Raw genomic sequence first — 22,861 nt, forward strand, 5'->3', positions numbered from 1 at the left:
AATTCCGGAGGTTTTATTGTTTATTTTTTAGTTTTAGATATTTGCTTTACCAAAGTGTATCTTATGGAAGATCCGTCTGCCGGAGGATTTTCTATTTTTTCTGTTTTTACTTTTAAAACATATTCATAACCCGGTTCATAAGTGAAGCCTTCGATATTGGTATAAAAATTCGTCCACGAATCTGAAGCATTTTCTTTTACCTGAAGACATTTCATGGGTGCAACTCCGGTGCAGTCTGCGGTTTCAGGACCTACAATAAATGTTTTTTCGTTCGCAGCAGCAACGTTGGAAGAAGTTGTACACTGCGTAAGAATCATAACAAAAATTGCCGAAAACGTTACTTTTAAAAATGTTGTGAAATTTTTCATAAATAAAATTTTAGGACAGGGTTGCAATTACTGTGCCGTGAAATGATCTTACAATTTACTTTTCAGCAGGTTTTTTATCTGAAACTCCCCAAAATTTCTGTCTCCCGATCAACAGTTCAAAAAAAAGTCTGAAATCTGAGATCAGCGACCAAAGCGGATATTTAAAGGTTGCAGGTTTATTTTTTTCAATTACAGCATGGCTGAACCACGCGAATCCGTACCCAAAGATCGGGACATACCAGAGAAACCGTTCTTTTCCGGAGCTGATAACATATCCAATGACGAAAAAGACAAGCAGGGTTCCCAGAAAATGAAAGACTCTTGTCCCTGTTTTACTGTGTTCCGTAAGATAAAACCGGTAAAATTCTTTGAAGGTTTTAATTCTTTCAGACATAATTATTAGTAATTTAAAGTTCCAATCATAAACGTCTTAGAAGCATTCAATGCCCGTGAATTTTTAGTCAGTTCCTTTATTACACCTTCATTCTTAATGTAATTGGAATGAATAAAATAAGTGTCTTTGTTTTCGCGGGTAATGTAACCCGTGTGAAAATCCAGTCCTACAATATATACCTGATTCTTATTTTTTCCTAAAATATAATGCTCCAGATCCTGTCTTTTGCTGAAATATTTTACCTCTGTACAAAGTTTTTTAATCATTACAGAAGAAGCCTGCTGTGCAAGATACGTTCTGTTGATATCAAAACCGTAATCCGATAAAGTATTCGTTACAAAATATCCGCAGGCAATACTGCCTTTTTGCGGTTCTCTGGAGGTTCCTGCAAAAGACCATGGCGTTTTTGCCCAGTATTGAGGAACATCATTATTGATAAATTTAAAAAAATACTGCTTTTTCTCTGCTTTTGTTTTTTGATGAATTGCTGTTAAATATTCTTTATAACTCTGTTTTATTTCTGCACGCTTATTAGCCGAATTGCTTTCCTGCTCAGATGTCTTTTTACATCCCGCTAATAACAGAAGCGAAAAAACAAGCAGGTATTTCATCATACAATTAAGCTTTACCCAATTTACTGTTTCGGTATCCGTAGCAGAAATAAATTACCAAACCTATAGCAAACCACAGTCCAAACCAGAACCAGTTGTCATGGCTCATTCCGGTAAGAAGATATAAACAAGAGCTTAAACCGATTAACGGGATCAGAGATAGATTTTTAACAAACGTCAATACACAAAGCAGTAAATTAACCAGAATAAAGAAGAAAATAGAAGCTCTGAATTCACCTTCTTTAGGATCTTTCCAGTCCATTAAATTATGGAAAAAATCAGGCTGCCAGAAATAGAAAACCACTAATCCACCAATAAAAATAAGAGAAAAGATAAGCTTCCCGTTGATGTAAGGCAAATGAAATCTTCCTTTGATCTTTTCTTTTGCCGGAAGCATTAAAACTCCTGCACAAACCAAAACAAACGCAAAAATGGTTCCGATACTTGTAAAATCGAGGATGAAAGATTTATCGGTAAATAAAATCGGAATTCCGACAACAATTCCTGTAACCAAGGTTGCAAACGAAGGGGTTTTATATTTCGGATGTACCGTCTGAAATTTTTGAGGCATCAGTCCGTCACGGCTCATGGCGTACCAGATTCTCGGCTGTCCCATTTGGAACACCAAAAGAACGGTTGTAATGGCTACAATCGCTACAAACGACACAACAAGTTCCATCCATGCAACATTGGCGTTTCCTTTTTCAAAAATAAAGGAAAGCGGATCTCCAACACCGTCAAATTTTCTGTAATCCACCATTCCGGTAAGAACCAGCGTTAAAGCAATATAAATAAATGTACACAATACCAGAGAAATGATCATTCCCTTCGGAAGTGTTTTCTGAGGATCTTTTGTTTCTTCCGAAAGCACACTTAAGGCATCAAACCCGATATAAGCGAAGAAAACCCCCGAAACCGCACTCATTACCCCCGCAAAACCATTCGGCATGAAAGAAGTAACCTGAGTTTCCGGATTTATAGGCGTCCAGTTATCAGTGTTGATGTAAGCAAATCCTACTAAAATCACTAAAACAATCACTGCTAATTTCAGGATTACCAAAGCGTTATTAAAGTTTTTACTTTCCTTAACTCCTACATAACACAGCCATGTAATCAATCCGTTGATGACCAAAGCCGGAATATCAACGATGAATTTTAAACTTCCGATTAACGGAGCATTCGTCCATGCATTAATCAGTTCTTTGTTTTCGGAACCGCTCATAAAAGCTTTCTTAGCTTCGGTATAACTGCACGTAAGATAGTCGGGAATATGCATTCCTAAACGGTGCAGGAAACTTGTAAAATAATCCGACCACGAAAAGGCAACGTAGATATTCCCGAAAGAATATTCCATAATCAGCGCCCAGCCGATGATCCAGGCAATTAATTCCCCGAAACTTGCGTAGGCATAAGTATACGCGGAACCCGCAGTCGGGATCCTGCTCGCAAATTCTGCGTAGCAAAGTGCTGTAAAACCGCACGCAAAACCACAAATCAAATATAATAAGATCACACCGGGGCCTCCTCTGAAGACGGCTTCGCCGAGACTGCTGAAACTTCCGGCTCCGATAATGGCGGCAATACCAAAAAATACGATGTCCCAAACACCCAAAACCCTCAATAAACTCGTAGATGTGTCTGTCTCTGAATAGATTTTTCTTCTAAAAAGTTGATTCATTCAATTTTATATTTGATTCGAAAAAAGCAAATGTAATTATTTCTCTGAAATAATTTTTATTTTCTTAAGGTTTCTTATTAAAAAGTTAAGAAGTCTTAAAAAAATATTCAGTTACTAACAATGTGTTAAAACGCTTGTTTATACAATATCTTTTCAATATTTTCGTTGATAAATTGTGGATAAAAATTCCCGTAATTTTAAATATCTGAACCTGATCTTCAGGCTTCTTCATGTTAAAATTTAAAATTAATGAAATCGAAAAAAATACTTTTAGCGGCTGCTGTAATGTATTTCGGGATCTCCGATGCGCAACAGTCTCAGTACTTTACCCAAAAAGAAAACTACAGATTCAATCTCGCTGAAAATCTTTATCAGACCAAAATATACAACGCTTCACAATACGAATACGCCAGACAATACTTCTACAATCAGCATTTGTCGCGTTCGAGAAAAGAAGCTGCGCAGTTTTTTGATAACGTGATCGGCGTCATTCTTCAGAAAAATCATGCGGAAGAAGGATTAACCGCTTTTATGAAAGAATATCCGAACTCTGCATATTTTGCACAGGCCAATTTACCGTTGGCTGATTATTATTTGGCTAAAAAAGACTTCGCCAAAGCTCTGGAAACGCTGAAAAAAGTAAACCAGTATCAGCTTTCCAAAGAAGAAAATACACAATACATTCTGAAATTAGGATATGCTAAATTCATGATGGGCGATTCCAAAGGCGCAACAGATGCACTGGAAGAAGCTTATAAAACAGCAGACCAGTCCCAAAAAGGTGATATTGCTTATATGTTGGGACATTTATATTATTCCAACAGACAGAATGACAAGGCGTTCCGTTATTTTGATTATATTAAAGAAGAGCCGAAATATTCTAGACTGATGCGTCCTTACTATGTTCAGATGTACTACAATGACAAAGATTACGATAAAGCGATTTCTGAAGGAACTGCTTTACTGAATGAAGACATTTCAGATTCCTATAAAGCGGAAGTTCATAAGATCATCGGTGAAAGTTATTTCATGAAAGACGATTACACTTCGGCGTACCCGCATTTGAAAGATTATCTGAGCGTTCAGCAAAATCCGTCTGAAAATGATCTTTACGAGATGGGATTTGTAGCGGCTCAGCTTAAAAAATATGACGAAGCAGTTTCTTATTACAATCAATTACTGAACAGCAATTCTGCATTGGCTCAGAATGCTTATTATCAGCTTGGAAATGCTTATCTGGCGGTTGGTAAAAAACAGGAAGCACTTTCTGCTTTCCGTTCTGCGTATCAGATGAATTATGATAAGAATGTGAAAAAGCTTGCGCATGAACAGTACGCTAAATTAAGCTACGACATCGGAAATCCGTTTGAAAGTGCTTCGACGGTAATCCAGAATTATATTAATGAAAACCAAAACGGTGCGAATGCTTCGGAAATGAGATCGCTTTTGGTGAAATCCTATTTATATTCCGGAAATTATAAGGAAACGCTGAACGCGATTGACCGTTTACAGAGCTCAACGCCGGAAATCAATAAAATCGATCAGGAAGTTTCTTATCTTTTGGGAACGGAAGAATTCAACAAAGGAAATTATGATGAAGCGGAAAATTATTTCTTAAGAAGTTTAGGATTTAACATCAATAAAGAATTCAACAACAGAGCTTTATATTGGTTAGGACAGGTGTATTATCAGAAAGGAAATTATCCTTCCGCAATCGCCCGTTATGAAAAATTATTAGGCAAAAATTTCCCTGAAAAACAGCAGCTTCCTTATGATTTAGGCTATGTTTATTTCAAATCTAAAAAATTCGATCAGGCGGAAACGTATTTCAAACAGTATTTAACGAATCCGAAACCTGAGTTTAAAAATGACGCAGAACTTCGTTTGGCAGATATTAACTACGCGAATAATAACCTGAACGAAGCGATTGCCATTTATGATAAAAATGAAGACGCCACAGATTATACGCTGTACCAGAAAGCAATGGCTTTAGGATTTAAAGGTGATACACAGGCGAAAATTACCAACCTGAAAAACCTTTTATCCAAATATCTGGGTTCTGATTATTATGATGATGCACAATACGAAATAGGTACAGCTTATGCAGCGCAGGACGATTTCAGTAACTCGAATGATTACTTTAATAAAGTGATTAAAACTTCGTCTGATAAAGATTTGGTTGCCAATGCATCGATTTACAGAGCCCAGAATTACATTGATCAGAATCAAAGCGATAAAGCTTTATCCGAACTGAGATCGCTTGGCGAACAGTACAAAAATACGGCGTATGCAGAAAAAATTGTACAAGCGGCAAAACCGATCTTCACGAAAAACGGGGATGTTTCCGGCTACGAAACTTTCGCAAGAAATTTAGGCGTTAATATTGATGCTTCAGAAATTGATGAAATTAACTTATCGACTGCAAAACAGTATTTCACGAAGAAAGATTATAAAAACGCGATTTCATATTACGAGAAATATTTAACGCAGAATCCTACCGGAGAAGGGCTTTATCAGGCAAAATATGAGCTTGGTGAAAGTTATTATCAGACCAAAGACACTACAAAAGCACTGTTGGTTTTACAGGAAGTTGCCAATGTTCAGAACGATTATCAGGATGATGCGCAAACCCGTTTAGCGCAAATCTTTGTCAATCAAGGAAATACGGCTGAAGCTAAAAAATATCTTGAAAATATTAAAAACTCATCAGACGTCAACATTAAAAATTACGCCAATGTTGAACTGATGAAAGTTTATGCCGATGAAAAGAACTTCTCTCAGGCTGAAAAATTAGCCGATGCGGTGATTTCCAACAATAAAAACTCTGTGGCGGTTATTGAGACGGCAAAAGTAATTAAGGCAAGAAGTCTGATGAATTCAGGAAAAGACAAAGACGCACAGTCGGCTTACGCTTCTCTTGAAAAATCATCAAACACCTCAGTTGCCGCAGAATCTCTCTACGCGAAAGCTTATTATCAAAACAAAGGAAAAGCGTTTAAATCCTCTAATGAAACGATCTTTAAATTAGCCAATAATTATGCTTCCGAAGAATATTGGGGAGCAAAAGCACTTGTTCTGATGGCGAAAAACTATGTTGGTCTGAAAGACAATTATCAGGCAAGTTATACCTGTGATCAGATCATTGAGAATTATAAAGATTTCCCTGAAATTGTAGCGGAAGCGAAGGAAGTTAAAAAGCAGATTAAAAAGTAAAAATATATTTAATGTATCAGTTTATCAATGTAACAGTTTACCAATCAAACTATACATTGCCAGATTGTTACATTGGTAAATTGGCACATTATTAATACAAAAAGTAATGAATAAAAGAATTCAATTATTATCCATCATATTTTTAGGGGTTTCGTCGATAGCGTTTTCCCAGATCAAAGAAGAAAAACTGATTCTCAATAAAAAAAGGGAACCGGAAGTAAAAAAGATCGAAAAAAAGAAAACTTCGATAGAAACCATTAAAAATTATCCACCGGAAGAAAAATCTCAGAATCCTGTACAGTACAACATTACGGATGTTCCTGCGGTTTCGGATTTTAAAACATCAACCATTCAGGGAGCAGACGTGACCCCGAAATTTGAAGGTTCGGCTCAGAATAACTATATCCAGTTCGGAATGGGAAATTTCGGTAAAATTCTAGGCGATGCAAACATTTCGAAAACGCTGGAAAATAAAATTGAGGTTGGAGTGGATGCTCATTTTCTTTCAACACAGGGTTTAAAAAAGGAATACGACTGGGATTCTAAGCAGAGTTCAACCACTTTAGGAGCTTTTCTGAATTCTTACGGAGATAAAGGAAAATTCAATCTGAATGCAGAATATGGTTTAAACAGCTATAATTACTACGGGATTTATGCCCTGACTCCGAGCAATGATGTTGATCTGGATCAGAGAGTCAATCAGTTTAAAGTAAACGGTTATTATGATTTTTATTCGAACGAAATTCTGAATGATGTAAGGGTGAAATCTTCATTTTTAAAAGACCATTTTGATGCTCAGGAAAATCAGGCTTCCGTTTTGGCGAATTTCTCGAAACATGGGGTTGAAATCGGCAAATCAGGCATCAGTCTGAATGCAGATTTAGGCGTTGGTCTGGAAACGGTAAAAACTGAATTTTCGATCAGAGATAAAAATTCGTCCAACTTTTTTAATACAAGTCTGAGCCCGAAAGTTACTTTCAGAAAAGGGGATTCTTACCTGAAATTAGGATCGCAGTTTGCGTTTCTGAATGGTAAAAACCAGAATGATCTGATGGCTGAGCAAATGAAAAACAACAAGACCTATTGGTTTCCGGAAGCTGAATTTCAGGTTGCTGCCGCACAGGAGTTTAAATTTTACGGAGGAGTTGACGGAGGTTTGAAGTTGAATACCTATTCAGATTTACTGCAGCAGAATCCTTTCATCGTTTCTGACCAGTATTTAAGACCAACTGAAACAAAATATCATTTTTATGTAGGTTTAAGAGGAGATATTGATGAAACTTTTAAATATGATGTTTCCGCAGGGTACGGAAAAATGAGAGATATTATGTTCTTTAAGGCGAATGATCTTTTTGACACGAATTTCACCCTGAACCGTTCTGCCTATAACTTCGCAAATACTTTTTCTGCAGTGTATGATGACGGAAATGTAGGAGATATCAAAGGTAGTTTACAGTATTTTCCTCTGGCAAATTTAGTGTTGGACGGAGAAGTGAAATTTACCAAGTTTGATCTTAAAAACTACGAAAATATCTACAATGTACCTTTGGTTACAGCAACAATCGGAGCAAAATATACGATGTTGGATCAAAAATTATTATTAGGTTTTAAAGGGATTTTTGCCAGCGACAGAACTACTAATTCATTTATGATTCAGGGAGTTGGAAGTCCTCTATTCTATCAGTCTACAGAGAATACCAACGATAAAGTGGGAGGTTATGCAGATTTAAATTTGTCTGCAGAGTATAAAATTCACAAAAATTTCAGTATTTTCGCGCTTGGAAACAATCTTCTGAGCTCAAAATATCAGACGTACCAAGGCTATAAAGTTCTGGGTGCACAGATTTTGGGAGGCGTGAAGATTACGTTTTAGAGTGAGAGAGTTTGAGAATTTAAGCGTCTTAGCGTTTAGTTTAACTCTAAAACTCTCAAACTTTGCGACTCAATACGGCTGCATAGTTTAATGGATAGAACTTCGGATTTCGGCTCCGACAGTGAGGGTTCGAATCCTTCTGCGGTCACTTTTAAGGACAGACATTTGATGTTTGTCCTTTTTTATTGATCATAATTGAAGTTGATTTTATTTCTTTGATATAAGTCATTAATTTTTTTTAAAATTTATTATCTGGATTTATTCTAAATTAATATATTTGCATCATGAATATGATCGTTCCTTTCAAAGTAGCTCCATTAGCTCCTGCTTTTTCAATGAATACCGAAGAAATGTATTGCGGCGACAAGAAATCATGCTGCAAAAAATTTAAAAAGGGAAAAAGATGTAAAAAGTGCCCGGGAAGAAAGAAAATGGCTTAATTAAAGCTTTTTAACAGGAAATAAACCGCCAGAATTAGTAAGACAATCCCGATAATAATTCTCGCGATTTTTGGCTGTCCATGAGGATTTGCAACAGTTCTTGGCTGTGACTTAAATAATTCCTCTGCCTTATCTTTAAATTTTTCCGAATTGTTTTCGAAAACTTCGGTAATCGTAATTCCCTGAACGGCTGTTTTGTGCAGTAGTGAATTCGTAGCGTGAAGCAAAATCTGGAATTTACCGTCTTTAAATTCCGTTATTTTAAAAACTCTTTCTCCATAAGATTTTTCCAGTCCGAAAGGTAAAACTTTCACCACATCGGCATTTTGAGTCTGCCAATTAATGATGATCTCCTCCCCTTTTTTCGCATGAATTTTGTTTGCCGTAAAAGTTTTAATAGAAGGCGGAATATTGTACCTGAAGCTTTTCTGATGACTTTCTAAATTCTGATCGTAAGAATGTCTTCTGCTTTTGTCGCTCAATGTTTCGTAAGCTTCCTGAATTTCACGGAACCGGTCTGCAAAAAAGTCATCGTTATCATTTTTATCAGGATGATATTTTAAAGATAATTTTCTATACGCTTTTTTGATGTCTTCTTCCGAAGCATCGTGAGAAATCCCGAGAAAATAGTAGTAATCTTTCATTAAACTATGCAAAAATAAGGATTTTATTTTCTTTTTTAAACGCAAATGGCACGAATAATTTCACAAAGATCTCGAATAATTTTGTGTTATGCTTTTCAATTCTTTTCTTTTAAAACAAAGTTTACAAAGATCTTTTTTAGAAACTATTGAGAATATTTTTCGTTCACAAAGGCATTTCACTAAGCAAAGGGTGAAGGTATTAATGCTTTTTAATGCTGAAAACATCTCAAGATTGTTTGTTTAAATCTTTTTAATGTTTCGGTTCAGGCGGCTTTGCCGCCTGAACCGAAACCCTATTTTCTGAGATCGCTTCTTTGCTCATCGCAATGACTGTAAAAAATTCCGGCTCGGGAAGCGAAGCTTCCCGAGCCGGAATTAAACAATTTCAATTTAGTTACGTTTTATTATGCTTCTGCGACGTTTTCTTTTCTTTCGAAACCTCTGTGGCGGCATCTTGAAGCGAATTCTTTTTTAAACTTTCCTTTCAGCTCCTGATATTGCTCGTCGTTCATTTCTCTGATTTTATCTGCCAATCCGAAAGGAGATTTTTCTTTGATTCCGTATTCCTCAAAAATACCCTTTACAAATCTTTTTCTCTGCGCTGCTTTTTTAACAACTGCTGCAACTCCTACTACGGCTAAAGCAGCTAAAGCGCCTTTTAATACTGAATTTTTCATTTTCTCAAAATTTTAAATTTTACTACTTCTTGTTTTTTATATAGACGAATAAATTCTCAATTTACTTTACTACTTCTAAATTTTTATTTATTCGTTTGTTCTGTTGTGCCTGTTGAAAAACCCTGTTGAACATCGGTCTCTCCAGACTTCTTTGAATTTTTCTCTTTCTTCGGGTGTAAGATGCATCATTTTTTCTCTCATTTTCTTTTCTTTAAAATCCCTCATCCCTTTTCCGAAATGGAAACCTCCGAAAAGAATTTTACTTAAAGTCAGAATTCCCATAGCCTGCCAGAACGTGATTGATTTTACCCCTAAAATTTCAGGAAGAAGGCAGTTCCAGAGCGCCATTACGATCCATGTAACGCCTAAAAAAATCAATGGTGGACAAAGAATCAGGAAAATCCAGCCTTTTTTATGTTTATGATTCATATCTTTTTATTTACTAACTGTTTAAATCTTCGTATAATTTTTTCAATCGGTTTCTTAAATGTTTTACGGCGTAATTTTTACGGCTGATAATCGTTTTAATGTTTTCGCCATGCTCATCCGCAATTTCCTGAAGGGTTTTGTCATTGAGTTCGTTTTCCACGTAGACGAGTCTTTGTTTTTCCGGCAGTTCATCCAGAGCTTCGAAAAGTTTTTTCCAGATCTCATCCTGAAACATTTTGATTTCAGGACCTGCGCTTTCATCCATGAGCAGAATATCTTTGATGGAAAAATCGCCGTCTTCATCTTCGTACACGAAATCTTCAAGATTCTCGGTTTTCTTCTTGCGGTATTTGTCCGTGATTTTATTTGCCGTTACTCTGTACAACCAACCGCCAACATTCACAATCTCAGAAAGATTGGTAAGACTACTGAACTGATACCACACTTCCTGCAGAATATCTTCCGCATCCTCCGTATTTTTCACTTTCGGACGAATGTACGACATCAGCTTTCCTCCGTACTTTGAAACGGTCTGTGAGATGATATTTTCCTTCTCCTTCTGTGGCATTGTTATTTTTTCGACAATCTCCATATTGCTATGACGATTGAAAATTTTGTTTTACTTTAATAAATTTAAAATAATTTTTAAGAAATTAAGATTTTCTTTTATTCATCAGAATTTTAAAACACGAATAACGCCAATATTTTTTTCGTTTGTAACACAAATTCTTTTATTATGTTCAATTTTTAATGATGAAATTTTTGAAAGATCTATATCCCATTTATATTTAAACAAAAAAACGGAAAGCTAAACCTTCCGTTTCTATTTTAAATGATATGTTTTAATTCAGATAAATTCCGAAGTACCAAGTCCAGAGAATTAAAATAATCTGCATCGGAATTCTTTCTTTATACAGATAAGTCATTCCGGGACCTGTGAAATCTGCTTTAAAAATATTGATCTTTTTTCGGGATGAATTGATATTGGCAATGAATACCAAAATGTAAAAAACAATCAATAAAATGGCAGTCAGTTCACGAATGGAAGGAATCATCAATCCGATTCCGGCTGCAACTTCAATAATACCTGTAAAATAAACCCAAAATAGTTTTGCAGGGATAAAATCCGGAATCATCATTGCCATTCCTTTCTGGAACTTAAAATGAGAAAATCCTGTAAATATGATGAAAACAGCCATTCCCAAATTTCCTGAAAACAAAAAATTCCAGTCGCCCTGAAAAATTTTGGTTGCTACTAAAGCCAAAATGAATGTTGTAAAAAGAATGGTAAGTAATTTCATAAGATTTCTTTTTGTTTTCCGCAGATACTAAGATTTGCACTATGACTAGATGTATTTTATCAACTATAAATATAGCTTAAAATAAGTGCAAAATCGTGGAAAATAATTATTTTTCAGCAAGTTCTTTTACAATTTGCAGACCTTTTGTAAAGCCTGTATTCATATGCTCTTCCCAATCTTTTTCAGTCTGAACTTCGGCATGAAGTTTTGTTTTGCCATCAAAATCGATTAAAAAATATTTTTCAAAGCAGCCGCTCCACTGTTTCACCTCCATGCTTTCTGTATCTTCGTTACCTGCTTCATCTCGCATTCCCAAATGTTTAAAAACAATCTGATCCGGCTTTTCCAGACTGTCTATTGTAGAAACCATTCCTGCTCCTTCTGCATTTGTAAAATAGGTTTTCCCGTTTACTTTCCAGTCAGATTTCATAAAAGAAGCAGAGTTGGGATTAAAAAATTTTGTCCATTCACTGTATGTATTTTCATTCCACAAAACGTTCCAGACTTTTTCTTTGGGAGCGTTGATGATGATTTCGTAAGATAAAGTTTCCATATTGTTTTTATTAAATGTTTAGAGTTGGTTTTCGGATAAATGCTTCACATTGGAAAGGGCATCCGGAAATTTTTCTTCGAAAAAACTTTTAAACTGTTCTAAAGTCTGAATTTCCACTTTCAGATGGGTTGTATTTTCATCTTCAGTCAAAATGTATCTTTCCGTGGTTTCACCCCAGTTTTGCGGTGCTTCTACTCCATTGTAAATTTCACCGAGATGGAGAAATTTAATTTCCTGATTGGGAATTAATTCAACAATTTTACTGAACATCCCGTGGTTTTGGGGATCCAGAAATTTAATGATCTCATTTTCTTTTAAGTTTCCCTGATAAAAAGAGCCTTCCGTAAATGCAGAAGTCCATTGCCTGAAAGAAAAATCGTCCCAGAGTACACTCCACACTTTTTCCGCTTCCGCATTGATCTGAATATCAAAATGTAATTTTTCCATAAAAAACTGTATAAACTAGCTGTTATTTTAATTAAGATTTTATCCTCCTACAAAGTCTCCGCCATTAATATGAATGATTTCTCCCGTTATAAAACTGGAATCTTCCGAAGCCAGAAAAACATAAGCGGGAGCAACTTCCGATGGCTGTCCTGCTCTTTTTAACGGATTGTCTTTTCCAAAAGTTGACAGATCGTCGAAAGTTTCCTTTACAAGAGGAGTCCAGATTGGACCCGGAGCAACACCGTTTACCAAAATTCCTTTTTCAGCAATATTTACCGCCAGAGAACGGATGAAAGTAGCAATCGCTCCTTTCGTAGCTGAATAATCAATTAAATGATCACTTCCCCGATATGCTGTAACAGATGTGGTACAGATAATTCTCCCCCCTTTTTTCATTAATGATAAAAAATCTCTGGTGAAAGCAATCATAGAAACAATATTGGTATCAAAGGTTTTCCGGATCTGATCGTCTGAAATCTTTTCAATATTATTTTTAGGGAACTGAATTCCCGCATTGTTTACAAGAATATCCAGTGTTTTCCAGTCTTTTTTGATCTTCTCCAGACATTTTGTTCTGAAAGCTTTTTTTGAAACATCCCCTTTCAGCAAAATACATTTTCGCTCTTCTTTTTCTACGAGTTTTTGCGTTTCTTTCGCATCCTTGTCACTTTCTTTATAAATAACTGCAACATCGGCTCCTTCTCTCGCAAAATGAACCGCAATTGCCTGTCCTATTCCACTGTCTCCTCCGGAAATTAACGCTTTTTTATTTTGAAGTTTTTTGCTTCCCAAATAGTTTTTACGTATAATTTCGGGATAAAGTCCGTCTTTAGGGACTTTAGATTTTGAACCTGACTTGTTCTGTGTCTTCATAAGCAAATCTTTTATGAATAACCATCAAACAGCAAGCCGAAAAGAAAAAGCAGGAAGTTCTGAAAGGTTAAAATTATTTCAGTCCTTATTTTCCTTCTTTTGGTCAAATTAAGAATGATAAGCGTCTTCGAGATCCTGAATGACAATTTTCTGCATTCCCATCATTGCCTGAAACACTTTCTGCCCTTTTAATGGATCTGATCCGTTCATCAGCTCAAGTAACTTTTTGGGAACAATCTGCCAACTGAAACCAAATTTATCTTTCAGCCAGCCGCACATACTTTCCCTTCCTCCGTCACTCGTTAAGGCATTCCAGTAATGATCGGTTTGTTCCTGATCATCAGTCATTACAACCATTGAAATCCCTTCATTGAAATCGAACTGATGATCGTAAGAATTGTCCATACAGAAGAAACTATAGCCATCAATTTCAAAATGGGCATGCTGAATATTTTCAGCAGGTTCGGGAGCAGGATGACCTTCGCTTCCATCACCGTATCTTAAAATATTTCCGATTTTAGAATTCGGGAAAACTTTAGTGTACAATTCCATCGCTTCTATTGCTTTACCATTATTTTCATTGATAAACATCAAAGTAGGAATAATCTTTTGGTCGCTTTGCTTTTCGCCTAAAAATATTTGCCAGGTTACGTCATATTTATCTTTCAGCCAGCCATATTTTTTGCTCCAGGAATAAGAATCCAAAGGCATTAAAGCGATTCCGCCTTCCAATAACTGATCCCAGTATCGTTGTACCTCATCTTCCGTTTCGCAAATGACCATAAAAGAAACCGAAGCATTTTTCCTGAAATGCGGACCGCCGTTCAGAAGCATCATTTTCTGACCAAAAAGTTCGATGTTCATCACCATCGGAGTATCTGTGGTAATTTTTCCGTCAAATATTTTGCAGTAAAAGTCTGCAGATTCTTTCGCGTCTCCGTCGTACCAAAGACACGGGAAAATATTTTTGTTCATAATTTTAAATTTATTTTTTTTGTCTTAAACACGAGTAGCTGCAGATATTTTTCACGAATAATCACGAATGCTTCGACAGGATCTGCATTGCCGATGAAGCATTTAACCAAATTTATAGTGAAAATTTATGCTGATATTGGTGCAGTTTGTGTCCAATATCAATTTTTAAAGGAAACATGGTTTTCTTTCATATAAGCTTTGAGTTTCTGCATCGCATTTTTTCCGAAACCATGAAGCTGCATAATTTCTTTTTCAGAATAATCTGAAAGTTTTTCCAGAGAATCGATTTTTTCTTTCGCCAAAGCTCTTCTCGCAGGTGCAGAAAGAATTCCCTGTAAAAAAGTTCCGCTCACAACATGACTCACCGCGCAAATGGAACTTAAACATTTTGCCATTATTACTAAATTGATCATGATTCTGAAAATTAATAATCTTTCTTAATTGTTTTCTACGTACTTATGAAAATTGTTCAGAATAGCGTACCACCCTTCTCTTTGCATTTCTACAGGATTTTGCGTTTCCGGATCGAAAGTGATGGTAACGCTGGTTGTATTTTCGTCGATCTTATCAAAAATGATCTCTGCTTTTCTTCCGTCTTCCATATGATATTTTATTCTTTCATTCGGAATAACTTCATCATACGTTCCCACAAAATCGAATCCGAAACTTTTATCTTTGGCTTCCATTCTGTTTTTAAATTGTCCGCCAACCCTTAAGTCGTTTTCAGAGCTCGGGCATTCCCAGGATTCGTGGGCAAAATTCCATTTTGTAATATGTTCCGGTCCGTTGTAATAATCCCAGACTTTCTGAACGGGAGCCAGAATGGTAATATCAATGTGAATAGGTTCCATCATAATATTTTTAAGTGTATAAAAGGCAACTGATTCTAAGTTGCCCTTTCAATATAATTTAGTTTAAAGATAAGTCTATTTTACGTATTCTTCATTATAATTGATCATCCAGTGAACACCATATTTGTCCTGAAAGCTTCCGAAATAGTCTCCCCAGAATTGGTCTTCAATCGGCATTTCTATATTTCCGCCTTCAGAAAGCCCTTTAAAAAGTCTGTCGGCTTCTTCTCTGGAATCCGGAAAAACAGAAACATAATTGTTATTTCCTACATTCAGTTGTTGTCCAAAACTTGGGACGATGTCTGAAGCCATTAGCAAATCTCCGCCTACAGGAAGTGCAATGTGCATTACTCTGTTTTTTTCTTCTTCCGATAAATGTTCAGTTCCGGGAGCATTGCCCATTCTGTAAATTTCACCAACGAATTCTCCGCCGAAAACGGATTTGTAAAAATTGAAAGCTTCTTCCGCTTTCCCATCAAAATTTAAGTAAGGATTTAATTTAGCCATGATTTTTTTTTAGATTTAAACACAAATAACTCTAATATTTTTCACGAATAACACTAATATTATTTTTTGGAATTTGTGTGATTAGTATTTTAATCAGTAAAGATTGAACAGATCGTTTGTCATTCTGACGAGGAAGAATCTATTTTATTATTTTTTTAATATCAGATAATTCAAAAAAAATTTCTTTAAAAAATGACAAAGAAATATCCGCACAAATTTTATTTCACAAAAATTTATGTAAGAGTTAAATGATATGGGTTAAGGTTTTACTCTTTAGGCATTTGGGAAGGATCTGCAAACATTACATTCCAGCCATGTCCGTTGATGTCCCAAAAAGAATTATGGTACATCCATCCGTAATCCTGCGGTTCTTCATGTTGAGTAGCTCCATTTGCTACGGCTGCATTTACCACCTGATCTACTTCTTCACGGGTGTCTAAACTGATTGCCACCAAAACCTGTGTGGTATCGCCATTGGGTAACGGTCTCTCGGAAAAAGTCTGGAACGATTCTTCCGTTAAGAACATCACATAGATATTCTCGTTCATTACTACACAAACGGACTTGTCATTTGACATTTCTTCGTTGGTGGCGAAGCCTAAATTTGTCCAGAATTCTTTGGTTTTCTGTACATCTTTCACCGGAAGATTCACATAAATTTGATTGATTTTCATTTTGCTATTTTTTTATTGTTGAACTTGTAATCAAAAGTACCAAGTTAAAATAAAAATCAACTTGCCATAAGACAAGATTTAAATTTTCTTCGGATGGGAAACCAGTTCTTTACGAATTCTGCTCAAAGAAGTGTCTGTAACGCCTAAAAATGAGGCTATCTGCTTCAGGGGAGCAAACTGCACAACGTGAGGTTTCTGTTCTAAAAGATTGAGATAACGTTTGGTTGCGGAAAGGGTAAACATCTCTACGGAACGCTGTTTCCCGATGAAAAGCTGCTGCGACATCCAGGCTCTTCCCCATTCTCTGAGATTCGGAATTTTATGAAACAATTCCTGAAAAGTCTCAAAATCAAATTTCCAGCACTCGCAGTCTGTAATGCAGACAATATTTTCCTGAGTGGGAATTCTCTGAAACAGTGAAGAAACTTCGATGATGATTTCATTTTCAACAAAAAAGTTGATCGTTACTTCATTTCCGTTAAAATCGTTGACAAATGAGCGAGCCAGACCTTTCTCCAGAATATAATATTCGTTGGCAGTTTTTCCTTCTTCCAGAATGAAATCTCCTTTGTGAAAAAGGACTTTTTCATGCGCCTGAAATATCTCCTGAAGCTCATCATCAAGGAAAAAAGGGAAATCGTAGCAGATTTCTAAGGCTTTATTGCTCATCATGTAAATGTTTTTGAAGTTTTAAAAATAGAATTTTTATTGGAACTGATGAAGTAATTCTTACATAAAGTGATGATTTGCGGGATCATAAACTAATCACGCTCTTACTTTGAGATGCTTCAATACACTTTGTTCTGTTAGGATAACAAATATATTTGATTATTAACAGATTTTAAAACAGAGAAAGCTGAATAGGTTTTGGATTCGAAGGTTTCGGAGCATCTCCGAAAACGGTTTTACCTCCAAAACGCCAGGAATTCTGTCTTTCTTCTTCAATTACTTCCTGAATATCAAAATCGGGAGTAAAATCCTTTTCAGTTGATTCAATAATCTGGTGAAGCTTGTTTAAGGTTTTTAACTTGTCTGAATTGCCAAGTTTAGATTTTTCAATTCCTGATTTTAAAATTTGTAAGCTTTCATCATAGACTTTGGTAGGAACCGGAAACGGATGACCGTCTTTTCCGCCATGCGCAAATGAAAATCTCGCCGGATCTTTAAATCTCGACGGCGCACCGTGAATGACTTCGCTTACCAAAGCCAAAGACTGCATGGTTCTCGGACCGACACCTTCCAACATCAGCAACTCTTCAAAATTTTGCGGTTGCTGCTCTCGGGTTACATATAAAAGCGCTCCGAGACGTTTCAAATCAACATCAGAAGCCTGAACATCGTGATGATTGGGAAGAATTAGCCTTGAAAAATCGCTCATAATTTCGGCAGAATCGGTATGGGAAATTTCTAAAATTCCTTTTCTGTTTCCGGAAGCTTCCGCATCTGTAAGATTTAAAATGGTTCCTCTTGAAATTCCGTTGATTCCGGTGTGAGGTTCTTCCACAAAGGATTTTATATTTTCTGAATGCCAATGATAGCGTCTTGCGGTTCCGTCCGATTCGTGCATTCCCTGCTGAACAACACTCCAGTTTCCGTTATCCGACAAAATAAAATTATGCAGATAGAGTTGATATCCATCCTGAATTGCGGTGTTATCTACTTTCGCCGAAAGTTTGCTGGCTTTTACAAGATCATTTCCGTTTAAACCCGTTTTATCGGCAATCTGAAGGAGTTCTGAAGGTGTTTCGCGGGAAAATTTTCCTTTTCCGCCACAAATATACAATCCCAACGACTGGAAATTCGGATTGATGGAACGCTTCAAAGCGCCCATTACGGAAGTTGTAATTCCTGAAGAATGCCAGTCCATTCCCATCACTGCGCCAAAACTCTGAAACCAGAAAGGATCTGCCAGTCGGCGGAGAACTTCGTCTTTACCATACTCCATTAGAATAACCTCAACGATAGAAAGACCGAGGATCGACATCCGTTCGTAAAGCCAAGGCGGTACTTTGCCATAGTGAAGGGGTAAATCTGCGGTTCCGGAACGTTTCATGATGTAAAGGTAAGCGGAAAGTTTTTAATTTTTAATGATTGTGATCAGGAATTTTATGGAAAACAGGAAAGAAAAAAGTCCTGCAGACTGTGCAGGACTCCGATTTTTTATGGATCGGTTTTTACTTCAATGCAGCTAATGCAGCCTCATAATCCGGTTCATCTGCAATTTCTGAAACCTGCTCTGTATAAACCACTTTATTGTTTTCATCTGCTACAATAACCGCACGGCTTAAAAGACCTTTCATCGGAGAGTCTGTAATCGTTACTTCATAATCGTCTCCAAAACTGCTTCTGAAATCCGAAAGGGTTTCTACATTGTTCAGACCTTCCGCAGCGCAGAATCTTCCCAAAGCAAAAGGCAAATCTTTAGATACATTAATAACGACTGTATTTTCTAAAGCTGAAGCTTCTTCATTAAACTTTCTTGCGGATGATGCGCAAGTCGGAGTATCAATACTTGGAAAAATATTAAATACTTTCTTTTTTCCTTCGAAAGTCTCCAGAGTTTTTACATTCAGTCCTGAATCTACCAAAGCAAAGTCTTTAATTGTGCTTCCTACTGATGGTAAACTTCCTATTGTATTTACTGCGTTTCCTTTTAATGTAATACTTGACATAATTTATTTTTTTATTGTTTTTCAAATTTAACTAAAAAAGAAAAGATGTCGATAAATAATTTGATTAAACTTAAAGGTAAAACCTACTTCCCTTACTCCACTCTTTACAATAAAAAATCCGACGTTAAAAATTAATTTTCAGTGAATTATTTAAGTATGATCATTACAATATTTTTTACAGGAATTGGAAATTTAACTATATTTGCTAATGCCAAAATCCGAATATTAAAAGTGAAGTAATGATTTTTAATCATTCATATTATACTTTTAAACTATAATGATGTATAAAATATTTTCGGAATTAAAAAAAGCTGAAAAAATATGTCTGGATTCGCAAAAACCTATTAAAGTAGCTTTGCTGGGTGATACTGCTACACAATTTTTAAATATTGCTTTAAAAGGAACCGCAAAAACAGAAGGTCTTAATCTTGAAATTTTTGAAGCTGATTTCGGACAGATATCTCGCCAAATTATGGATATCTCTTCGGAATATTATGAATTCAATGCAGATTACACGATCATTTTCGAATCGACTCATAAACTGCTTAATCAATACTATAAATCTTCTGACTCTGCTAAAGATTTTGCAGACAATAAAATTAAATACATAGAGGATCTTTATGATACGATACAAAGCAGGACAAAAAGCAGAATTATCTATTTTAATTTTCCAGTAATCGACCATAAGATTTTTGGAAGTTTTTCAAATAAAGTAGAATCGTCATTTAATTTTCAGATCAACAAGCTTAATTACCTGCTTTCCTTTGAGGTTGCAATGAATAAAAATAATTTCTTCATTGCAGATCTGATTTCTATTCAGAATAAGTGGGGAAGGAATTTTATGTTTGCGCCGAGTATTTATACAAATACAGAAATGGTACTTTCAATTGACGCCTTGCCTATTGTAGCGCATAGTGTTTTCAGTATTATATCCTCATTAGAAGGAAAGTTTAAAAAATGTCTCATTCTGGATCTGGATAATACAGTTTGGGGAGGAATTATAGGTGATGATGGTCTGGAAAAAATCCAGATCGGAAATTTGGGAATCGGAAAAGCTTTTACAGAGTTTCAATATTGGGTAAAAGCATTGCAAAAAAGGGGAATTATTTTAGCAGTCTGTAGTAAAAATGACGAAGAGAAAGCAAAAGAACCATTCGAAAAACATCCTGATATGGTTCTCAAACTGGATGATATTGCAGTTTTTATGGCTAATTGGGAAAACAAAGCCGATAACATCCGAAAAATCCAGAGCATCTTAAATATAGGATTTGACTCGATGGTTTTTCTTGATGATAATCCCTTCGAAAGAAACCTCGTCAGAGAAAATCTCCCTGAAGTATGTGTACCGGAATTACCGAAAGATCCGGCTGAATATCTCGAATATTTATATGGTTTAAATCTTTTTGAAACGGCAAATTTCTCCGAGAATGATACCGAAAGAACAAAACAATATCAGGTAGAAGCACAAAGAGTAGCTGATCTGGAAAGTTTTACCAATGTAGAAGCTTTTCTTAAAAGTATGAATATGATTTCTGATGTTCAAAGCTTCAATAATTTTTCAAAACCAAGGATTTCTCAGCTGACGCAACGGTCTAATCAGTTTAATCTGAGAACCGTAAGATATACAGAACAGGAAATTGACCTTCTTATAGCTTCCGATAAACACCATACAATTTCATTTACTTTGGAAGATAAATATGGAGATAATGGATTAATATGCGTGATAGTACTTGAAGAACAAGATAAAGAAACTCTCTTTATAGATACCTGGCTTATGAGCTGCAGAGTTCTGAAAAGGGGAATGGAATATTTCACCCTCAATACCATTTCAGATCTTGCTAAAAAACTAGGCTACACTTATTTGATAGGAGAATATATTCCTACTGCCAAAAATCAAATGGTAAAAAATCATTATGAAAATCTGGGATTCATGGGTAAAAATGATAAGTGGATCCTTAATGTAAATGATTATCAGCCAAAAGATGTATATATAAAAAATAAACTATGAACAGAAATGACATTTTAACAAGGCTTACACCTATTTTTCGTGAACAACTGGATAATGAAAAAATTGAACTAAATGATGAAACAACGGCAAGCGATATTGAAGAGTGGGATTCTCTTTCACATATTCAGCTTATTGTAGCTATAGAGAAATCTTTCGGAATACGATTTACCTCATCAGAAATTCAGAGCTGGAATAATGTTGGTGAAATGATAGATTCCATTATCAGCAAATAAAATCCCATGTTGCTCAACTCATATTATTTTATTTTTTTCTTTACTGTACTTTTTTTTGTTTATTACATTTTTGGAAAAACATCAAAAATTCAGAATATGCTTCTTTTAGTGGGAAGCTATATTTTCTACAGCAGCTGGAGCTGGAATTTTTTGCTTTTACTGATAATTTCTACATTAGTTACTTTTTTTATAGGAAACAAAATAAAGGTATCTGAAGGAAAAGCAAAAACGCACTGGCTTAGAACAGGCATCTTTTTAATTTTGATTCAGCTTTTATATTTTAAATATTTCAATTTTTTTATTGAAAATTTTAATGAAATATTAAAAATGTTTGGTCGTGCAGACAAGTTGGGTTTACTGAAAATTATATTTCCGATCGGAATTAGCTTTTATTCTTTCAGAATGATCGGCTACTTGCTGGATATTAAGAACAATAAACTTAAAGAACTACCTTCTATTTTGGATTACTCGGTTTTTATTGCTTTTTTTCCATGCATTATTGCAGGACCTATCGACAAAGCTTTACCCTTTCTGAATAATCTGAAAATCAAAAGAGAGTTTTCCGCTTCACAATTTACCGACGGATTGAGACAGATTTTATGGGGAGTTTTTAAAAAATTGGTTGTAGCAGACAATATTGCAACAATGACTTCTCCATTATTCGAATCTTATGATAAACTGAATGGTAGCACTTTATTTATAGGAGCGGTTTTGTATTTTATACAATTATATTCAGATTTTTCGGGTTATACAGATATGGCGATAGGACTTTCTAAACTGCTGGGAATCAAAATTCAGCCTAATTTTAATTATCCCCTGTTTGCACAAAATGTTGCCGACTACTGGCGAAGATGGCATATTTCTTTAACATCCTGGCTTACAGAATATGTTTTCACTCCATTATCTATTCAGTTCAGAGATTATGATAAGTACGGATTAATTATGGCAATTATCATTAATTTTCTGGTTGTTGGATTCTGGCATGGTGCAGAATGGCATTATATTTTTCATGGATTAGTAAGCGGCATCATGTTCATCCCTATTATCTGGAAGGGCAAAATGAACAAAAAAGTAAAAAGCCAGAACAATATTATTCCAACAAAAGAAGAATTAAAAAATATTCCTGTAACATTTATCATGTTTGCCTTACTGATGGTACTTTTCTTTTCTACAGATATGAAAATGGCAATAAGTTACTACAAAGAAATATTCTCTTTCTCTTTTTTCCAACTGCCCAATTATCAGTTTAAGAAAGAAATTGCTTTTCTTATTTTGTTTACATTAAGTATTGAGTGGATTGGAAGAAATAAAGAATATGGTATAAAAGAATTGTTTCTCCATAATAATGTCGTGATAAGATGGGGATTTTACTACATCCTGGTATTTTTGGTATTTTTATTTTATATTGCTCCGAAAGGGTTTATTTATGCACAGTTTTAA

25 protein-coding genes and 1 tRNA gene are annotated in these 22,861 nt (G+C 35.4%); 6 read left to right on the forward strand and 20 right to left on the reverse strand.

From position 1 onward, the window contains the following. Window positions 1-20: 20 nt before the first annotated feature. Genes PFY09_RS04315 through PFY09_RS04330 form a run of 4 tightly spaced genes read right to left on the reverse strand, consistent with a single transcriptional unit; the run spans window position 21 to window position 3,051 of the window. The gene (locus tag PFY09_RS04315; RefSeq protein WP_076394622.1) at window positions 21-368 is read right to left on the reverse strand and encodes a DUF4377 domain-containing protein; all 348 of its coding nucleotides are present in this window, start codon (window positions 366-368) and stop codon (window positions 21-23) included. A 55-nt stretch (window positions 369-423) separates the two neighbouring features. Next, a complete protein-coding gene (locus tag PFY09_RS04320; RefSeq protein WP_076394620.1) occupies window positions 424-762 on the reverse strand; it encodes a DUF962 domain-containing protein in 339 nt (112 codons plus the stop codon). A 5-nt stretch (window positions 763-767) separates the two neighbouring features. Continuing rightward, window positions 768-1,376, reverse strand: a complete 609-nt coding sequence (locus tag PFY09_RS04325; RefSeq protein WP_271161533.1) for a hypothetical protein — start codon at window positions 1,374-1,376, stop codon at window positions 768-770. 4 nt (window positions 1,377-1,380) lie between these two features. Beyond that, entirely contained in the window at window positions 1,381-3,051 is a 1,671-nt protein-coding gene (locus tag PFY09_RS04330; RefSeq protein ID WP_271161534.1) for an APC family permease, read from the reverse strand. A gap of 249 nt (window positions 3,052-3,300) precedes the next feature. Between PFY09_RS04330 and PFY09_RS04335 the strand changes: the two genes are divergently transcribed. The 3 genes from PFY09_RS04335 (at window position 3,301) to PFY09_RS04345 (ending at window position 8,285) form a co-directional block, all read left to right on the forward strand. Next, on the forward strand, window positions 3,301-6,264 hold the full coding sequence (locus PFY09_RS04335; protein ID WP_271161535.1) for a tetratricopeptide repeat protein: 2,964 nt from the start codon (window positions 3,301-3,303) through the stop codon (window positions 6,262-6,264). 106 nt (window positions 6,265-6,370) lie between these two features. Then, window positions 6,371-8,137: a TonB-dependent receptor gene (locus PFY09_RS04340; RefSeq protein WP_271161536.1), complete on the forward strand. Its 1,767-nt coding sequence runs from the start codon at window positions 6,371-6,373 to the stop codon at window positions 8,135-8,137. Between the two features lie 76 nt (window positions 8,138-8,213). Beyond that, window positions 8,214-8,285 (forward strand) — tRNA-Arg (locus tag PFY09_RS04345). A 288-nt stretch (window positions 8,286-8,573) separates the two neighbouring features. On the opposite strand, the gene PFY09_RS04350 is transcribed toward PFY09_RS04345, so the two are convergent. The 16 genes from PFY09_RS04350 to tpx form a co-directional block, all read right to left on the reverse strand. Beyond that, entirely contained in the window at window positions 8,574-9,221 is a 648-nt protein-coding gene (locus PFY09_RS04350; RefSeq protein WP_271161537.1) for a J domain-containing protein, read from the reverse strand. A gap of 404 nt (window positions 9,222-9,625) precedes the next feature. Next, window positions 9,626-9,898: a hypothetical protein gene (locus PFY09_RS04355; protein ID WP_214590121.1), complete on the reverse strand. Its 273-nt coding sequence runs from the start codon at window positions 9,896-9,898 to the stop codon at window positions 9,626-9,628. A gap of 87 nt (window positions 9,899-9,985) precedes the next feature. Further along, the gene (locus PFY09_RS04360; RefSeq protein WP_271161538.1) at window positions 9,986-10,327 is read right to left on the reverse strand and encodes a hypothetical protein; all 342 of its coding nucleotides are present in this window, start codon (window positions 10,325-10,327) and stop codon (window positions 9,986-9,988) included. Window positions 10,328-10,340: 13 nt separating this feature from the next. Then, window positions 10,341-10,895: an RNA polymerase sigma factor gene (locus PFY09_RS04365; protein ID WP_228408211.1), complete on the reverse strand. Its 555-nt coding sequence runs from the start codon at window positions 10,893-10,895 to the stop codon at window positions 10,341-10,343. Window positions 10,896-11,169: 274 nt separating this feature from the next. Beyond that, the gene (locus PFY09_RS04370; protein WP_271161539.1) at window positions 11,170-11,628 is read right to left on the reverse strand and encodes a DoxX family protein; all 459 of its coding nucleotides are present in this window, start codon (window positions 11,626-11,628) and stop codon (window positions 11,170-11,172) included. Between the two features lie 106 nt (window positions 11,629-11,734). Then, window positions 11,735-12,181: an SRPBCC family protein gene (locus PFY09_RS04375; protein WP_271161540.1), complete on the reverse strand. Its 447-nt coding sequence runs from the start codon at window positions 12,179-12,181 to the stop codon at window positions 11,735-11,737. Between the two features lie 18 nt (window positions 12,182-12,199). After that, entirely contained in the window at window positions 12,200-12,628 is a 429-nt protein-coding gene (locus tag PFY09_RS04380) for an SRPBCC family protein (RefSeq protein ID WP_271161541.1), read from the reverse strand. A 39-nt stretch (window positions 12,629-12,667) separates the two neighbouring features. Beyond that, on the reverse strand, window positions 12,668-13,501 hold the full coding sequence (locus tag PFY09_RS04385) for an SDR family oxidoreductase (protein WP_271161542.1): 834 nt from the start codon (window positions 13,499-13,501) through the stop codon (window positions 12,668-12,670). Between the two features lie 108 nt (window positions 13,502-13,609). Beyond that, window positions 13,610-14,476, reverse strand: coding sequence for a VOC family protein (locus PFY09_RS04390; RefSeq protein WP_271161543.1), 867 nt, complete (start codon window positions 14,474-14,476; stop codon window positions 13,610-13,612). Between the two features lie 158 nt (window positions 14,477-14,634). Beyond that, the gene (locus tag PFY09_RS04395; protein ID WP_271161544.1) at window positions 14,635-14,871 is read right to left on the reverse strand and encodes a helix-hairpin-helix domain-containing protein; all 237 of its coding nucleotides are present in this window, start codon (window positions 14,869-14,871) and stop codon (window positions 14,635-14,637) included. A gap of 42 nt (window positions 14,872-14,913) precedes the next feature. Then, window positions 14,914-15,327 (reverse strand): SRPBCC family protein, encoded by a 414-nt coding sequence (locus PFY09_RS04400; protein WP_271162330.1) that lies wholly within the window; start codon window positions 15,325-15,327, stop codon window positions 14,914-14,916. Window positions 15,328-15,402: 75 nt separating this feature from the next. Next, window positions 15,403-15,834 carry a VOC family protein gene (locus PFY09_RS04405; protein WP_076394588.1) on the reverse strand — a complete coding sequence of 144 codons (432 nt, stop codon included), beginning with the start codon at window positions 15,832-15,834 and terminating at the stop codon, window positions 15,403-15,405. A 266-nt stretch (window positions 15,835-16,100) separates the two neighbouring features. After that, a complete protein-coding gene (locus PFY09_RS04410) occupies window positions 16,101-16,508 on the reverse strand; it encodes a VOC family protein (RefSeq protein ID WP_256038828.1) in 408 nt (135 codons plus the stop codon). Between the two features lie 78 nt (window positions 16,509-16,586). Beyond that, window positions 16,587-17,177 carry a Crp/Fnr family transcriptional regulator gene (locus PFY09_RS04415; protein ID WP_076394584.1) on the reverse strand — a complete coding sequence of 197 codons (591 nt, stop codon included), beginning with the start codon at window positions 17,175-17,177 and terminating at the stop codon, window positions 16,587-16,589. A 172-nt stretch (window positions 17,178-17,349) separates the two neighbouring features. Beyond that, entirely contained in the window at window positions 17,350-18,561 is a 1,212-nt protein-coding gene (locus PFY09_RS04420) for a DUF763 domain-containing protein (protein ID WP_271161545.1), read from the reverse strand. 121 nt (window positions 18,562-18,682) lie between these two features. After that, a complete protein-coding gene (gene tpx, locus PFY09_RS04425; RefSeq protein ID WP_116547874.1) occupies window positions 18,683-19,180 on the reverse strand; it encodes a thiol peroxidase in 498 nt (165 codons plus the stop codon). 280 nt (window positions 19,181-19,460) lie between these two features. Here tpx and PFY09_RS04430 point away from each other — a divergent pair, with 280 nt between their 5' ends. The 3 genes from PFY09_RS04430 (at window position 19,461) to PFY09_RS04440 (ending at window position 22,861) form a co-directional block, all read left to right on the forward strand. Further along, entirely contained in the window at window positions 19,461-21,188 is a 1,728-nt protein-coding gene (locus PFY09_RS04430) for an HAD-IIIC family phosphatase (protein WP_271161546.1), read from the forward strand. Next, a complete protein-coding gene (locus PFY09_RS04435) occupies window positions 21,185-21,421 on the forward strand; it encodes an acyl carrier protein (RefSeq protein ID WP_271161547.1) in 237 nt (78 codons plus the stop codon). The genes PFY09_RS04430 and PFY09_RS04435 overlap by 4 nt, the downstream gene beginning before the upstream one ends. A 96-nt stretch (window positions 21,422-21,517) precedes the next feature. Beyond that, complete coding sequence (locus PFY09_RS04440; protein WP_271161548.1) at window positions 21,518-22,861, forward strand: MBOAT family O-acyltransferase; 1,344 nt, start codon at window positions 21,518-21,520, stop codon at window positions 22,859-22,861.

Source organism: Chryseobacterium gambrini, assembly GCF_027920505.1.
In the GTDB taxonomy this organism is placed as follows: Bacteria; Bacteroidota; Bacteroidia; order Flavobacteriales; family Weeksellaceae; genus Chryseobacterium; species Chryseobacterium gambrini.

What these genes read in the sequence shown, in the direction of transcription:
- PFY09_RS04315 (WP_076394622.1), bottom strand. Translation starts at nt 368, where the DNA reads ATGAAAAATTTCACAACATTTTTAAAAGTAACGTTTTCGGCAATTTTT.
- PFY09_RS04320 (WP_076394620.1), bottom strand. Translation starts at nt 762, where the DNA reads ATGTCTGAAAGAATTAAAACCTTCAAAGAATTTTACCGGTTTTATCTT.
- PFY09_RS04325 (WP_271161533.1), bottom strand. Translation starts at nt 1,376, where the DNA reads ATGATGAAATACCTGCTTGTTTTTTCGCTTCTGTTATTAGCGGGATGT.
- PFY09_RS04330 (WP_271161534.1), bottom strand. Translation starts at nt 3,051, where the DNA reads ATGAATCAACTTTTTAGAAGAAAAATCTATTCAGAGACAGACACATCT.
- PFY09_RS04335 (WP_271161535.1), top strand. Translation starts at nt 3,301, where the DNA reads ATGAAATCGAAAAAAATACTTTTAGCGGCTGCTGTAATGTATTTCGGG.
- PFY09_RS04340 (WP_271161536.1), top strand. Translation starts at nt 6,371, where the DNA reads ATGAATAAAAGAATTCAATTATTATCCATCATATTTTTAGGGGTTTCG.
- PFY09_RS04350 (WP_271161537.1), bottom strand. Translation starts at nt 9,221, where the DNA reads ATGAAAGATTACTACTATTTTCTCGGGATTTCTCACGATGCTTCGGAA.
- PFY09_RS04355 (WP_214590121.1), bottom strand. Translation starts at nt 9,898, where the DNA reads ATGAAAAATTCAGTATTAAAAGGCGCTTTAGCTGCTTTAGCCGTAGTA.
- PFY09_RS04360 (WP_271161538.1), bottom strand. Translation starts at nt 10,327, where the DNA reads ATGAATCATAAACATAAAAAAGGCTGGATTTTCCTGATTCTTTGTCCA.
- PFY09_RS04365 (WP_228408211.1), bottom strand. Translation starts at nt 10,895, where the DNA reads ATGCCACAGAAGGAGAAGGAAAATATCATCTCACAGACCGTTTCAAAG.
- PFY09_RS04370 (WP_271161539.1), bottom strand. Translation starts at nt 11,628, where the DNA reads ATGAAATTACTTACCATTCTTTTTACAACATTCATTTTGGCTTTAGTA.
- PFY09_RS04375 (WP_271161540.1), bottom strand. Translation starts at nt 12,181, where the DNA reads ATGGAAACTTTATCTTACGAAATCATCATCAACGCTCCCAAAGAAAAA.
- PFY09_RS04380 (WP_271161541.1), bottom strand. Translation starts at nt 12,628, where the DNA reads ATGGAAAAATTACATTTTGATATTCAGATCAATGCGGAAGCGGAAAAA.
- PFY09_RS04385 (WP_271161542.1), bottom strand. Translation starts at nt 13,501, where the DNA reads ATGAAGACACAGAACAAGTCAGGTTCAAAATCTAAAGTCCCTAAAGAC.
- PFY09_RS04390 (WP_271161543.1), bottom strand. Translation starts at nt 14,476, where the DNA reads ATGAACAAAAATATTTTCCCGTGTCTTTGGTACGACGGAGACGCGAAA.
- PFY09_RS04395 (WP_271161544.1), bottom strand. Translation starts at nt 14,871, where the DNA reads ATGGCAAAATGTTTAAGTTCCATTTGCGCGGTGAGTCATGTTGTGAGC.
- PFY09_RS04400 (WP_271162330.1), bottom strand. Translation starts at nt 15,327, where the DNA reads ATGGAACCTATTCACATTGATATTACCATTCTGGCTCCCGTTCAGAAA.
- PFY09_RS04405 (WP_076394588.1), bottom strand. Translation starts at nt 15,834, where the DNA reads ATGGCTAAATTAAATCCTTACTTAAATTTTGATGGGAAAGCGGAAGAA.
- PFY09_RS04410 (WP_256038828.1), bottom strand. Translation starts at nt 16,508, where the DNA reads ATGAAAATCAATCAAATTTATGTGAATCTTCCGGTGAAAGATGTACAG.
- PFY09_RS04415 (WP_076394584.1), bottom strand. Translation starts at nt 17,177, where the DNA reads ATGAGCAATAAAGCCTTAGAAATCTGCTACGATTTCCCTTTTTTCCTT.
- PFY09_RS04420 (WP_271161545.1), bottom strand. Translation starts at nt 18,561, where the DNA reads ATGAAACGTTCCGGAACCGCAGATTTACCCCTTCACTATGGCAAAGTA.
- tpx (WP_116547874.1), bottom strand. Translation starts at nt 19,180, where the DNA reads ATGTCAAGTATTACATTAAAAGGAAACGCAGTAAATACAATAGGAAGT.
- PFY09_RS04430 (WP_271161546.1), top strand. Translation starts at nt 19,461, where the DNA reads ATGTATAAAATATTTTCGGAATTAAAAAAAGCTGAAAAAATATGTCTG.
- PFY09_RS04435 (WP_271161547.1), top strand. Translation starts at nt 21,185, where the DNA reads ATGAACAGAAATGACATTTTAACAAGGCTTACACCTATTTTTCGTGAA.
- PFY09_RS04440 (WP_271161548.1), top strand. Translation starts at nt 21,518, where the DNA reads ATGCTTCTTTTAGTGGGAAGCTATATTTTCTACAGCAGCTGGAGCTGG.